At 40.6% G+C, this 14,253-nt stretch carries 14 protein-coding genes; all 14 read right to left on the bottom strand.

Going from position 1 to position 14,253, the window contains the following annotated elements; all coding sequences use genetic code 11:
- Window positions 1-67: 67 nt before the first annotated feature.
- The 14 genes from MIC7113_RS27605 to MIC7113_RS33885 all read right to left on the bottom strand — a co-directional run bounded on the left by MIC7113_RS27605 (window position 68) and on the right by MIC7113_RS33885 (window position 14,167).
- Window positions 68-1,537 carry a lipopolysaccharide biosynthesis protein gene (locus MIC7113_RS27605; protein WP_015185489.1) on the bottom strand — a complete coding sequence of 490 codons (1,470 nt, stop codon included), beginning with the start codon at window positions 1,535-1,537 and terminating at the stop codon, window positions 68-70.
- Window positions 1,534-2,385 (bottom strand): FkbM family methyltransferase, encoded by an 852-nt coding sequence (locus tag MIC7113_RS27610; protein WP_015185490.1) that lies wholly within the window; start codon window positions 2,383-2,385, stop codon window positions 1,534-1,536. The genes MIC7113_RS27605 and MIC7113_RS27610 overlap by 4 nt, the downstream gene beginning before the upstream one ends.
- A gap of 7 nt (window positions 2,386-2,392) precedes the next feature.
- The gene (locus tag MIC7113_RS27615; RefSeq protein ID WP_015185491.1) at window positions 2,393-3,310 is read right to left on the bottom strand and encodes a glycosyl transferase; all 918 of its coding nucleotides are present in this window, start codon (window positions 3,308-3,310) and stop codon (window positions 2,393-2,395) included.
- Between the two features lie 6 nt (window positions 3,311-3,316).
- Window positions 3,317-4,135 (bottom strand): DUF268 domain-containing protein, encoded by an 819-nt coding sequence (locus tag MIC7113_RS27620; protein ID WP_015185492.1) that lies wholly within the window; start codon window positions 4,133-4,135, stop codon window positions 3,317-3,319.
- 60 nt (window positions 4,136-4,195) lie between these two features.
- Window positions 4,196-4,804: a hypothetical protein gene (locus MIC7113_RS27625; protein ID WP_015185493.1), complete on the bottom strand. Its 609-nt coding sequence runs from the start codon at window positions 4,802-4,804 to the stop codon at window positions 4,196-4,198.
- 65 nt (window positions 4,805-4,869) lie between these two features.
- Window positions 4,870-6,030 carry a glycosyltransferase family 4 protein gene (locus tag MIC7113_RS27630; RefSeq protein ID WP_015185494.1) on the bottom strand — a complete coding sequence of 387 codons (1,161 nt, stop codon included), beginning with the start codon at window positions 6,028-6,030 and terminating at the stop codon, window positions 4,870-4,872.
- Complete coding sequence (locus MIC7113_RS27635) at window positions 6,027-6,743, bottom strand: class I SAM-dependent methyltransferase (protein WP_015185495.1); 717 nt, start codon at window positions 6,741-6,743, stop codon at window positions 6,027-6,029. Before MIC7113_RS27635 ends, MIC7113_RS27630 begins: the two co-directional genes overlap by 4 nt.
- 57 nt (window positions 6,744-6,800) lie before the next feature.
- On the bottom strand, window positions 6,801-7,517 hold the full coding sequence (locus MIC7113_RS27640) for a class I SAM-dependent methyltransferase (RefSeq protein WP_015185496.1): 717 nt from the start codon (window positions 7,515-7,517) through the stop codon (window positions 6,801-6,803).
- Window positions 7,517-8,557: a CgeB family protein gene (locus MIC7113_RS27645; RefSeq protein WP_015185497.1), complete on the bottom strand. Its 1,041-nt coding sequence runs from the start codon at window positions 8,555-8,557 to the stop codon at window positions 7,517-7,519. The genes MIC7113_RS27640 and MIC7113_RS27645 overlap by 1 nt, the downstream gene beginning before the upstream one ends.
- A complete protein-coding gene (locus MIC7113_RS27650; RefSeq protein ID WP_015185498.1) occupies window positions 8,558-9,748 on the bottom strand; it encodes a glycosyltransferase family 4 protein in 1,191 nt (396 codons plus the stop codon).
- Between the two features lie 547 nt (window positions 9,749-10,295).
- A complete protein-coding gene (locus tag MIC7113_RS27655; protein ID WP_015185499.1) occupies window positions 10,296-11,195 on the bottom strand; it encodes a glycosyltransferase family 2 protein in 900 nt (299 codons plus the stop codon).
- A gap of 23 nt (window positions 11,196-11,218) precedes the next feature.
- On the bottom strand, window positions 11,219-12,013 hold the full coding sequence (locus tag MIC7113_RS27660; RefSeq protein WP_015185500.1) for an FkbM family methyltransferase: 795 nt from the start codon (window positions 12,011-12,013) through the stop codon (window positions 11,219-11,221).
- Between the two features lie 71 nt (window positions 12,014-12,084).
- Entirely contained in the window at window positions 12,085-13,188 is a 1,104-nt protein-coding gene (locus MIC7113_RS27665; RefSeq protein WP_015185501.1) for a glycosyltransferase family 4 protein, read from the bottom strand.
- Window positions 13,172-14,167 carry an FkbM family methyltransferase gene (locus MIC7113_RS33885; protein WP_015185502.1) on the bottom strand — a complete coding sequence of 332 codons (996 nt, stop codon included), beginning with the start codon at window positions 14,165-14,167 and terminating at the stop codon, window positions 13,172-13,174. The genes MIC7113_RS27665 and MIC7113_RS33885 overlap by 17 nt, the downstream gene beginning before the upstream one ends.
- Window positions 14,168-14,253 lie beyond the last annotated feature (86 nt).

Below are 14,253 nucleotides of genomic sequence, written 5' to 3' on the forward strand. Positions count from 1 at the left end.
AAAATTTGGTGTAACCTTAGATTTTCCAAAAAACTGGAATTAATTTTGTATGCTTAGAATTGACTCATTATTTTTTGTAGCTTATTTTTTTAATTCTTAACTTTTCAAAATTATAAAGACCATGCTTAAATAAAAGAAAAGAAAAAGTTAATATTGTCAATATAACCATGATATAATTGGTGAAATAATCAATTTTCAGCCAGAGTGATATTAACGTACAAAAAAACAAATTAACTGTCAAAAATATTAAATTTTTTAAGACGATACTGTCTTTTTTGATGTCAACAATTGCCGGACGAAAAACAACCAATAATCCAGCCATTTGACCAAGGGCTTGAGCTAGTAGAAAACCTAAAGCACTATACTGAGGTACTAAGACAAAAGCAGGAATAATCCAGCAGATCACTCCTAACAAACTTGCCCAGGCAACCCTAACCGTTTTGCCAGCTACCACTAAGTACTGCACTAATACAGATGTAACGCCAGCCAGGGCTGATATCCATAGAGATAACCAAGCCAGAACCGTAGTTTGTTGATAAGCGCTTCCGAATAACCCGTTAATGAGATCTGGTAGAAGGAGGCAAACTGCACCTGTGGGCACTAAAAGTAAAGCCCATATACCTCTCAGGTGTACAGATTTAAGATAGTTATAGGATTGATCGTTATCTGCTGAACTAGCAGATAGGTATGAAATTGCCGCTGGAGCAATGGCTGAGGGGATAAAGCCAATCAAAGCAGCCATGCTTTGAGCAACTCGTAAATATCCTAATTGTTCCAAGCCTCCGTACTGACTCACTAATCCCATTAAGGGCAAGCCCACTAAACTGCCCAGCAGCGTATTCCCCAAATAGTAAGGAAAGCCAAATTTGAGAATAGAGCGCGACTCCTGCCAAAATCGATCAAGTCGCAGACGAATTCCCCTACCCCTAAGTACAGGTTTAATAATGAGATAGCTCCAGACAATTTGGGCAATTGCGGCTAAAAGTAGTCCCTGAACAGCCCCAGCCAGCCCAAATTTCCAAGCAAATACAACCGTAGCCGTACTGCTAACAATCATACCAAGGGATGAGCGTAAAGCATAGGCACGGAAGTCTTGCAAACTGGACAAAAAAAGCAAAGGAACATTGCCCCAGGGTTGCAGCGCGATTAAGATACCCGTTGTCCCTAGCCAGGGTATGGCATCAGGTTGCCCTAGCCAATGCTTAGCTAAGGGTTCGCGGAAAAACCAAATCCCTAAGCCTGTCACAGCACTAACCAGGCAGATTAGAGATAGTCCAACACCGAACAGCCGTCCAACTGCATCTGTCCCAAGTGTCTTATGTTGAGCACCATTGCGTTCCATCGCAACGTCTACACCCAGGGTACTGAATGCTTGAGCCGACTGAGCGAGTGAGAACACCACACTGTAAATCCCCAAGGATTCAGGCCCTAAAAGCCTCGCCAATAATGGTAGTGCTAGAGCACTTGCTAACTTGGAAACAACATTAGCAAGTGTTAGCCAAGCACCACCTTTAATTAATTTAGCGATCGCACTCATGAATTAGAAGGTAGACACAGATATTCGTCATACTCTAAAGCTTCTACACGAGAACCCTGACGGTTGAGTATTTGATACCCTGCACCCTTCAATAGGTTGACCATTTCTTGACAATCGTCTGGTGTAGCTTGCCAGAAGGGATGGACAGCCAGCACTAAGATAGGAGCTGAATCGCTGTTGAGAAGTTTAGTGGCTCCCTTGAGAACCTTAAATTCAGCTCCTTCTACATCTATCTTGACTACTTTAGGCGAGCGGCCCTGTTCAGCCAAAAGGCTATCTAAACTGATTGCTGGTACGTTAATTTGCTGACTGACTTCAGGAGATTCTCCATTGACAGAGCTAGAAAACATCAGAGAGTTACTAGGAGAGCGACCATCATTAAGCAAGCTAAAGCTAACTGACCCCCCATGCTGCTCACAGACTGCGGCTTCTAGCACAGTCACAATAGTTTCACACTGGTTCAATGCAATATGTCGTTTGAGCCAAGCGAGATTAGACGGGCTGGGTTCAACGGCAATTACTCGACCACTGGTACCAACTATTGTGGCGGCTGGTAGTGAAATTAAACCCCAATTGGCTCCAATATCCCAGAAGCTATCTCCTGGTTTCAGCCATTGCTTTAGCCAAGCTACAATATGAGGCTCATAAGTATCCTTAGATAAGGCTAAATCTGGAACCAACTTGTAGATTTCGCCGTTCAAACGTTTGCGAACAAAATTACTGCCAGTATCCCTTAAACATACGGAATAATAGAAAGACCGACCAACCGTAATCAAACTATCAGCTTGCAGTCTTTCTAGCAAGGATTTTACGGAACGAGCAGTTGTGACTATTGGTGTATCGAACATAAAAAAGCTAAAATGCTGCTCTAATGTTATCAATCAGTAAATCTGGAACTGTCATTAATTCAGGGTCGAACCCCCCCTCAAAAACAGTTCGGCTGATGTTATGAGAAAAAACACCAGCATGAAAATGTGCCGGATGCCATATAGTAGGGCACTGTCCCAAATAGGAAGCCCAACCGCTAAATGTACTTCCTGAAGAAGTAATCAACAACTTACTTTTAGACAAGGTAAGCATATCGGCGAGAGCTGAATCAGAGGGCGATCGAGAAACTTGTGGAAGGTTTAATAGTTCGCAAAGCTCGCGATCTTGACCATCTGAAAATAGAGTTACAGGCACCTCATACCCAGCAATTTCGCGGATGGCATCAATCACCCTGACATACCAAGTCATAGGAGTGCGGACATTACCTAGTTTGGTAAAGTCATCCCCTGGTTTAAGCACCTTAAAATCGCCCATTCTAATATGAATACCAATTTGTGGCGCTGGGCGATTATCAATAGTTTTCAGTACAGAATTACGAATACTTGATAGTAATTTCTGCTTGATAAACGGTTGATACTCTTTTAAATCTATGAAGTAGTCACTCCAATGAGGTACGCTATCAAAAATAAATAAATGAGTACCTATCTCTTTTAATTCTAAATTAGATAAATCCAGTTTAGATATAGCAGGGTTATGAGAAACATTTTTTTTAGTGGCAATATCGAATAAATAATTGATTTTAGAGAGGTAAGTTTTATTGCAGAATAAATTTCCATAATATCTTTTATCTCGTTCACCTCTTAAATAGGTTCCAATCCGAATTTGGCCCCAACTTGGGGCAACAACAGGAATAGAATTGATATCGGCAAATAAAACTGCCCTAGCCCAAACTAAGAGCATATTTCCTAAACCGGCTCTGGGTAATTGAGGATAAACTAAAAACATACGCTCTTACTCCTTTAATGGCGTAGCAGGTTTTTCAAAAATAAATAGCCCACAAGCTGAGCGTACAGAGCGAAAATCCTCTGGTTTTGCCGAGTCAATTAAATCGCCCTGTTCATTGACAACTGCAAACTCAACCAGTGCAAGGGATGAAAACGTTTCAGTGACTGTGAACGGGTCAAAGACTCGGTGAGCATTAAACTCAAGCCTTTCTTTACCAATCGGGACAGAGAAGTAAAGTTTTCCACCAGGAGCCAGAACTCGCTGAAGTTCTTGCATCCCTTTAAAACATCCCGAAGGATCGATGGGGTCTCCATAACGCCCCAAACCTACATGTTCCATAGCGTGTAAGCAGGAAAGGGATTCAATGGAGTTATCGGGTGTTTGAAGGGCTGTCACATCTCCTTGGTGGAAGATTAGCCCAGAAATTTTTGATTCTAACTGTCTAATATCAATCACATTGACAGTACGAAAGGTTAAAAGATGTGCAATAAAGCCATCAATCCGCGAGCCAATATCCCAGTGTTCGCCAGGGTTAGCAGCAAATATCTTTCGAGCCACCCAAAGGTCTTGATGGAAATAGTCACCACTCGCAGTCCCTGCACTATCGTAGCGATCGCTAAGACGAGGGTGAAGATCTGCTAGTCTAATGCTGAAAGACTCTTTGGGAGCAGTAGCCTGGTTATAAGCAACCCAGTCACGAATGTAAGGAGCTAGTCCTGAAAGATTTCTCCCCATCCCTAGAAGGTTAATTCCTGTAAGACTTAGAATCATTCTGTAGGGGACAGCGGCTAAAGGTCGAATTTTACTTTCTATGGCTGGATTCATTTTCATCTCCAAACAAGTTCTCTGTATAGCGTTTCTCTTCAAAGAAAAAACTAGGTGCAATTATTTAGACTTAGCAATGATTAATTGATCTAAATGAACAATGATTTCATAGCCATCAAAATAGCTCTCTGCGGCTTTTATTAACTCAGACTTTGTTGGAAAGCCATGCTCTGTGCCAAACAATCGAAAGTCATCAATAACAATACCCTTGACTTTCTTGCTATATTTAGAGATTATTTTTAACTCTTCAATAGCTGGTTCTGGTAAATTACTACAAGCCGTTTCACCGCCGGAAAAATGACCGTCTAAAAATATTAGTACGTTATTAACACTGTCATCTTCTAAGATTTTGGGTAATGCTTCTAATGCATCACCCTGAATAACTTTTACATGTTTCTCGTCAGCTAAATAAGCAGCAGCTTCTAGGGCAAGGTTCTCATCAAGCTCTACAGTATAAATTTTCTCAAAGAGAGAAGAACACCGCTTAGTTGTCACACCTCGATAGGTTCCCGTCTCAATGAATACAGTCGATCTAGTTTTTTCCTTGATGCTTTTAATTTGGCGAAACTTTGTGTAGCTGTGAGGGTTTATGAAATTGAATGATGCAATTTTATACAAATCCAAAAAATGCCCTATAAAGGCTTGAATGTGGCGTTCGGGTTTGTTCATATCTAACTCCTAAGTTCGGTTTCTATAAACCAAGTAAATTTAACGAAACAAGCATAACAATCAACTCAAGTACACCCTTGCTCTACAATCGTTGAGTAAGCATTGACTATCTTTTGTCCGTAGTCATCCCAAGACAGAGATTTCCGAGCTTGCTCTAATGCATTATTTCCCATTTCAGCCTGCCGATCCGGATTTTTGTAGAAAAAGAGAATCTTCTCTTTGAGTGCTTCCACATCTCGAATTGGTACGCAAAAACCATCTACACCATTTCGGACGATATCTTCACCGCCTGTATTAGTCGTATGGATAATGGGTAAACCACAAGCCATTGCTTGAAGCTGTACCATTGCCAAACCTTCTTCAATAGATGCCAAACAAAATACAGAACATTGAGAATAGAAATATCGCAATTGATTTTGAGGTTGTTTACCTTTGAGAATAATGCGATCGCTCTGATACTTCGCTAAAAAAGGCTCTACTTCTGGATCGAGCGAACCCACTAACCACAACTCAGCATCAGGCAAGTTCAACTCATAAAAAGCTTGCAACAAATACTGCACGCCTTTTCGCAGCGTGATACTACCACAGTGGATCACCCGAAAAGTCTTATCTACCTTTTGGACTGGATAGAATTCTGCCAGAGACGTTCCATAAGGAACATGAATCAGCTTGCTTTCTGGTATGCCCCTTTCTAAAAAGGTACGCTTAACGAATAGGCTAGGAATAGCAATGCGATCGGCTTCAGCATAAGATTGCACTTCTCTCTCATACACGCCAGGATGAGTCGCTGTAAAATTCATTCCCCAGCGTTCGTACTCTTCTTGCAGAATCTGGGTTTGGTACTCCATGTGACTGCTACCGCGTTCAATCACCGTCCTCGCCCCCATTTGTTTGGCGTGATGCAGCGACCAGAAGCAAGCACCCGACCATCCCACAAACACATCAAATCCAGGCGATAAGCAACGTACAACTGATCGATCAAAATTCTCTAAAAACCACAGTTGCAGGTTGCGATCGCCTTTGATGCAACTAGGTAGTTTCTGCCAAGCACGAGAGAGAAATTCTACATGCCATATAGAATCGACAAAAGTAGGCTCAATCCCATACTTTTTAATTTCAAACTCCGGATATGTAGAGATTAGCTTGTGTAAACAACCTCTTTGTTGTAATTGTTGGGCTAAGTTAAAGGCATGAAAACGCCCAAATACGGAGACAACAAGTTTCACTGCTTAAAGCCACAAAGTAGTACATGCGGAGCAAATAACAAGGGAGATATAGCTGCTTTTCGAGCTGCCTTCGTAGGAATAGCAAACACTTTTGATAATGAATTTTCTAAAATGTTCAAATTATCAAATACGCTGTAGGAGTAGTAAATCCCATCTCCTTCAGAATAATTCCATCGTTTACCTCCATTGACCATCCTCCGAAGAGGCCACCAAAGTCCAGTTTTATAGAGCAGTAACTTAACTAAGCTAGATGGCAAGCTACCTTGTCCAAATCGATTGCTATCACTGATGAAAATAGCTTTACGAGCTACTCGCACCATCTCAGTTACTACTCGCTCTGGCTCAGCAACGTGATGCAAAATGCCAAACTCTGTCACAATATCAAATGAGTTATCGGCAAAAGGCAATTCGTAACTACTACAGCAGATGAGATTATCTTGTGGGATTAGGTATTGCTCAGTCGCTACTTTCAATAAGTCTGCTGATATATCATTGCCTACTACTCGACATTGCGGAAAATAAGTTCTGAAATAACTAACACCCCGCCCGGTACCGCACCCGGTATCAAGAATACTAGTGACATCCATTCCAGAACATAGAGACCGAATTAACTGGCAAGCAATTAGATGATCGTCATTCTCATGAACGTGTTTTTCCGCATAATTTCCAGCATCTTGGCTATAGTACTGAAGCTGTAGTTCTTGAGCATTCATTCGGTATCCCTCAATTTTCTACATCCATCTCAATGGATAAAAATCTAATCCGTATTATTAGGATTTAATGGTTTTCTGACATAGCAGTTGAAGGTCACTGCAAAGTAAACCCGGAACCGAACGTTTGAATGATCCTAATTTACCGCTACTCTGTACCTGCAATATTTGATAACCACCAAACTTTTGTAGCAACCAAGTTAGCCGCTCTAACGTGAAATAATGAATGTGTCCCCCATCCCACTCTCGCATGTCCCAACAGTTCACTGAAGATGTGACTGGCAATCGACCCACCAGAAGCCCAAGACGATGCTTAATGTAGGCAATATTGGGAACATTGATAACCAGATATCCTTTTGGTTTGGTGACTCTGGCAATTTCCTCAACCACTGTAAAGGGGTCGAAAACATGCTCCAAAACCATTAAGATAGTTACAGCATCAAACATCTCATCAGGAAATGGGAGCGCGCCAGTATCGAGATTATGCTCGCAGGTCTTAAATCGAGGCGCTAAAGGTTCCCAGCTTGGATAAGCAGCTATGTCTACTCCAAACCCTTTCTCAAATAGATTTTCTAGTGTGATGAGATTGCTAAGACCTCCACATCCTAAATCTAGAAAGTTACCAAAAGGCGCATAGGGAGAAAGCATTTCGTAAGTAATTTGAATTCGCGATTTGCTACCCCATTTCCCGACAAAAGAAGTAGCCTGGGGGATTATGTCGCTACTATTACTACTGTTTCGGATAGCTGTCGTTTCATAGAAAGTCTTGGCGTCCATTAAGAGTAAGCCTCCATGTGGGTAGATTTCAGTTGTTCATACAGGCTGGCTATTTCTGCAACTCGTTCAGTGATGGTGTGTGTGAGAGCCTTCTTATAACCAGCATCAGCGATGAATTGAATTAAATTAGGATTTTGCAGAAGATACTCGACTTTTTGCTTCAACTCATCAGGACTTGAAAAGTAAACAGCTTCTCGATCTTCCTCAAATAAATTAAGTAAATCTTGAGAGCGTTCACTGAGCATTAGCGTCCCTGAAACTGGAATCTCAAACGTTCTAATATTGTGTCCCGTTTCATTTTGGGGGCGCAGAATATTTAAACCGATTTTGGCAGAGCCTAAAATTTCAGGTATCTCTTCATAAGTACACATTCCCTTACAACAATTCTTAAGAGAGGTTTCCCGACAATGCGTTATCCAGTAGTCAGAACCCCAAATTCCTAATTGGTAATGACTGATTGCTTTTAGATACTGTTCCCGTTTGCGGCTAGCATCCCAATTCCCGATAAAAGCAACGTCATAAATCGGGTTAGCCTGTCTTTTAGGGAAGTGATACTGCATATCACTACAAAAAGAATGGAATAAAACCTTTTTGACACCCTGATAAATCAGTTTTTCAGCTAATTTTTGACTCCAGATGAAAACAGCATCCCACAGCGGTAATCCCCGCCGTACCCAAACATTACTATGAGTATGATGATGATCTAAAGGATTATCTGTAAAAAAGACAAAAACTAAACTGTGCTGCTGTAGAGCCTGAATAGTACTAGGTTGCACTAAATTAGGTCCAATGACAAAAGTCAAGTCAGGCTTAAACTGATTCGTAATTTCAATCATTTTCTGATTTGCCGACCTTGCCAGTAGTTGCCACGCGACGCGCCAAGCTACTCTATACCCCAAAGAACGAGAGAATAAAGTGGGTTCAGCCTCTTTCCAAATAAAGTGCTTGACCTCACAGCCAGCAGCCGAAAATCCTCGTCCGTAGACTTCTTCCGTGCGACCCAATTCTAATGTTTGTCCAACAATCAAAACTTTTTTCATTTATGCTGACTCAATCATCAAGTAATCTAAGGCTTGTTTAAGACCCTGTATATTTTCCTGGAAACTCCAACTTTGAATTCGCTTTAAGCTAATATTCTCTGCCGATTTGGAATGCTGAATTCCCCAATGAAGTGCCTCGGCTAAGGCAGCGATATCTCCTACAGGAAAAGTTCGACCATTCTCACCTTCTAGTACCAAGTCAAGAGCACAGCCAACTTTGTCGCTTACCACTACCGCTTTGCCTGCATTCATCACCTCATTTACTGCCAAGCCCCAAGGCTCAAAGCCAGAGGGCAGAACAAACACATCACACAAATCATATATAGCGGGTAGTTCTGACTGATTCCGGAAACCTAAAAAGCGAATTGAGTGCCAACCCGTTGCCTTCGCCTCAGCTTCCAGGTGCGATCGCAAATTCCCATCACCCACAAACAGCAAGTATGCTTCTGGTTCCTGTACTCCATCCGATGACAACAATCGGTAAGCAGCCAGTAAATCCTGCGGTCGTTTTTTGTCAATTAGTTTGGCGGTATACAGGATAATCGGCCTACTTAACTCTAAATTAAGAGACTGACGCAACTCCTCCCGATTAGTACGAGCTAGCATTGCCTGCTTTTGAAAAAAGTCGTTATCGACTGCATAGGGCATAGGAAACAAACACTTCTCACTCACTCCGTAGCTTTGATAAAATTGGTAGTTCAATTTCCCTATATAAAGAAACCCAGCTACCTTCTTAAATAACCAAGTGAGAAACGCTTTTTTGGCACACTTTTTAATCGAATCAGTTGCTTCCTTTAGTCCATGAGCCTCTCCCCGAAGCAAAACTGGGATACCCAACTGCTCGGCTGCCAAAATTGCTTGTATGGTACAAATGTGCAACCACCCATGTACCCAGATTGCATCAAACTGCGTCTGTTTTAGTTGCTGCAAAATGTCTTTAGCAACGGGCTGCTGCCGCCAGCTGCGCCATTGCTTACTGCCCCAGCAGTCTAGAAATTGGTAATCGTAACCCTCTGTTAGAGGAATATCCCACTCAATTAGCTGCCCGAACTCGCGATCTTGATATGCCTTCAAAGAAAAATCGCTGTAGAAAAATACTTTTAGCTGAATATCTGGATCGGCAGCGATTCGTCTTAACAAAGGCGCTTGATACTGAATCGGGTGAGAAACAAAATAGGCTAAATGAAACATGCTGGAATATGGGTTCGTGGAGATACCCTAGCTAAATCAACCAATTGTGATGCAACACAGTGCAAAACTCTTTGAGGCAATAGAAAGGTTCGCCTAACTCTGTCAAGTTATTCAGTTCAAATTGACAAGATCAGGATGAATTATCGAGCGATGAGAAAAGAAGCGATCGCACCGCTTTACCCAACTCCTTTTTTTCCGCTAGAAGACTATCGATAGCGGGGAAGGATTGTGAGAAAAATCTGAATGTGTAGCAGGCTGAAAGGAAATTGCTATATTGCTCCGCTACACTAACGCACATCGGAGTTTGTAACACCCGTTCCCATAGCTCGACGTATCGCTCTGGTGTATAGTTCCAGCCGCTTCTTGTGCAACAGCAAGGCGTGATCGCTCAAAAATTCATGCTAGGGAAGAATGATTGAGTGATCATGAAGGGATTCACCGCTCCTACCAGACAACCTAGATCGGTACTAAAACGTCCGTGGAATAGATTTCCCGCCTGCTCTCAAAATGATGTAAAATTTGAGTTTGAAGACAGTCCTATAACTTACTAAGAAAATTTATATTCTTCAACCTTCCAGTAACTATCTGGTGAGTCCAGGTTCTTTCTAACAATACGTTTCCCAACATAGCTATACATTGGCTGACTCAGTGTACGGACTTTAGGAATTTTATTGAGTCTCAATTGCAGTGCAATACTTCGAGAATAGTTAGGTGACCAGTTGAATAAAGTCCGCATTTGAGTTAGGGATTTTTGAGCCTCTACTAAATATTTCTCAAGCTGACGACTCCTTTGATTGGGTTGATAACGAAATCCACCCAGCGGCGAAGGAGTTCCGTATAAATCTGCATGGGAGTAAAAGCGAGACCACAGATCAAAGTCGCCAGCTAAACTAAACTCACTAGCAATAAATCCACCCACTCTTTGCCAAAGGTTACGCCTCCAAAAGGTAGATTCTTGTTGAATCCACCCTAGGCAAGTTTTATGCTCACCAGGTAGATAAAAACCATCGAGATAAGCTTTTCGAGAGTAGCCAGTGATCGAAGTAATTCCATAACAAAATCCATACCAATCCCAATAAGCGGGGGCGAGGGTGGTTAACCAATCGACTTCAGACAGTTCGGACATGATGCTGGCTACTGTTTTTAGTGCCCAAGAACAATACATGTCGTCACTGTTAAGCCATGCCATAATCTCACCTGTGGAGTGAGCAAAGCCTTTATTAATTGCATCATATTGCCCAGCATCTGGCTCACTGCACCAGAAGTGAAGGTACTTTTCGTATTTTTTGATAATTTCTACGCTACCATCTGTAGAACCGCCATCAATGATAATGTACTCAAGGTTGGGATATCCCTGGTTTAGGATGCTCTGAATCGTTGCTTCAATAAATTCGACTTGATTGAAAGAAGGAGTTACTATTGAAATTTTTGGTAAATCCTTAACCATATTGAGTTACGACTGAATTCTAGTCAGCTTAAGAATTGTTTAGTCAGCTCTGCTCTTTGTTCTCGTGTTGCATAAAAATGATATTTTCTGAGCTGACTTTGCTCACGAACAAAGGCGATATCAACTTGAGACATGGCTCCGTCTAACAAACGATATTGCAAGTCAAATATATCATAGGGGACAAAGCCCAAATTTTTCATAAAACTCAGGCAATCATAGACTTGTGGCCCACCTTTGAAAAACTCAAAAAATGAGACTTCAAGAATAACAAGCTCTGTGTCTTTCAGGACTGTCTGTGCGCCCTTTAAGACCTCTAACTCATAACCTTGCGTATCAATCTTGATTAGGTATGGTCCTTCTGTCCCCCGTTCAGAGCAAATATTATCCAAGGGCATTCCAGGAATCGTTCGCTCTACACCATTGACATCAGAATCTTCATCTTCTTTATAAAAGGATGACCCTACCAGGTCAGGATGGACATTGATCACCAGATTACCAGGTTTAGCCGTCGCAGCAGCAATAATATATTCAGCTTGCTCCAGCTTATCCACCAAAGAATTAAGGTGAGGGATGTATTCTTCAAGTGGTTCAATCAAGATATGTCTGGCTTCAGGAAATACCTCATATAAGGCAAAAGTTCCGCTAGCTGCACCAACATCAATGATGGTTTTAGGTTGAAGCCCATTTTGGCAAGCTTGGCGAAGACAAGCGTACATTGAAGCTCTAGAAGTTTGCGCGATCGCTTGTCTATGACGGTAAATCTCAAAGCCAAATAATTTAAAAAATTTTCTTACGAGACTTTTGGTTAAATTAAACATTTTATAATTTTCATTCTAAAAGTAATCTTTAACAAAAAAAATCCTGAATTATATTATTTTTCAAAGCCTATTCAGTTGCTGACTGACTGATAAACCTCCACAGTTTTATCTACAGTTTTATCCCAGCTAAAAGTTTTGGCTCTTTGGTGTCCTCTGGTAATTAAGCGATCGCGTTCTGTGGGGCTATCGAGCAAAAACAGTAAAATATCGGTTAAATCGCTAACGGAATTGGGGTTAAACATTAAACCAGCATCTCCGACGACTTCAGGAATACTGGCGCAGTTAGATGCAACAACAGGGGTTCCGCAGGACATGGCTTCTAGAGTAGGAATACCAAAGCCTTCATAGAGAGAAGGATATACAAAAGCAATACTGCAACGATAAAGTTTGGCTAAATGGGCGTCGCTAGCATAGGTGTAGAGTTCAATGCGATCGCTCAATTTAAGTTCAGCAATTCGTTTGCTCTCTGTTTCCCAAAACGGGTAACCAACAACACCAAGCATAACATCGGGATTAATAGATGCTACGTTGGCAAAAGCTAATAATAAGGTATCGAAGTTTTTATAACTAGCGTCACGGCTACCTACATAAAGATAGTAGGGACGAGAGGGAACAGAGCCATCTCCCCAAGACAGACTTGCATCTATTCCGGCTGCAAGATAAGTCACCGTTATTTTTTCTTCCGGTACTGAATACCAATGCATTAAATCTTTCTTTGTATTTTCAGAAATACAGATTATTCTATCAGCGGACGAAATGGCTTTATGTTTTAGTTCACCATGTTCACCCTTGGGGTCTATTTTATCGCGAAATATTTCGTGAACCATATCATAGACTGTCAGCACAACAGGATAGCGATATTCGTTGAGTTCTTGCTCTGAGAGTAACGAATAGTAGGTTGGATGAGCAAGATCGAAGGAATTGAAGGTTGCGATCGTTTTGAAGTAATGTTTCTCTAATTTGCGATATAGCCTTCCTGGTCTAAATGGCTTATATTTCCAAATTTTTAGATTAGAATGAACTGGATAAATAATATTTTGCTGCTGAACTGTAGTTAAATTTGGAATAAAACTTAGGGGTATCCTACTAATCAAATTGGTAAAATACCGAATTACACCTCCCGGTGTGTGTTCATTATAAATCTTATAAATTTTACCATCATAGAGAATACGCATTATTGGCTTCTTTTCTTCCCCTAAGATTTTCAAAAAACTTAATTTCGCGCTCTCTTGCTATCTCAAACAAATCATTGTCTTCAGTATGAAAAGCGCAAATATCGCAGTAACGATGTCCCAATCGACCTGAAAAATATAAATGAAGTTCTTCTAAAAGGCTAGAATTACTGATATTGGCAGATAGCATTAAATCTCCAAAATTGTCATAAATTAATAAATTTTTATAACCATAGCTACTCAAATCATTGAAAATAGAAATTCCATCATCTCCTTGCTTGGCTAAGAAAAATGGGTCATATTCAAAAAAGATGATAGGTTTTGTGCTTTTAAGGAAGTCAGCAGCACCTCTGAGGATTTTGCAATCAAAACCGTCAGTGTCCACTTTAATCATTTTAGACTGGAAAAACGATGGATAATCTTTTAATACATTTGATAGTTTTTTTACTTCTATAATATTGTCTCCTACCTTATTCTCCCTGAGATGGGCGGTACCACCTTGTTTTATAGTGGTTCCTCTAATATTATTACTGCATTCTCCTAGGTAGGCTTTAATGATATAAACTTCTGAAAAAAGAGTAGCATTTTTTTCTAATACGGATAAAAATTGGTCATCTCCTTCAATACACAAAATAGGAAATTCAGCTTCTTTTCTTAAGATAGCAATAGAGTCGCCAATATTAGCTCCAATATCAATAAATTTTAAATCTTCATATTTTTGCTTTACATACTTAGCAAGTCTTGCAAGATTTGAAGAGTACAGAGGATAAGTTTTTAGAATAAAGGGTAATTGGTGAGAAAAAGGAAGGAGTAAGTCAAAGCCAGCTATTTTATAGCTAATTAAAGGATCGCTAAACTTAATAATTTTATAAAATATTTTAGTCAAAATGTTCGCTTTGAGTCTATTAAATTGAGTATCATAAGAGGAATAAAGCACCTGATAATAAACAAAATGAAGCCAATAATTAATACTGTTTTGCATGTTTAAATATAAAAAACAAAGTCAAAATTTCTTTATAGAAAACTCTCTTATGAATAGCAGAAAAATAGCCTAAATCCTATCATGAT

The organism is Allocoleopsis franciscana PCC 7113, from assembly GCF_000317515.1.
In the GTDB taxonomy this organism is placed as follows: Bacteria; Cyanobacteriota; Cyanobacteriia; order Cyanobacteriales; family Coleofasciculaceae; genus Allocoleopsis; species Allocoleopsis franciscana.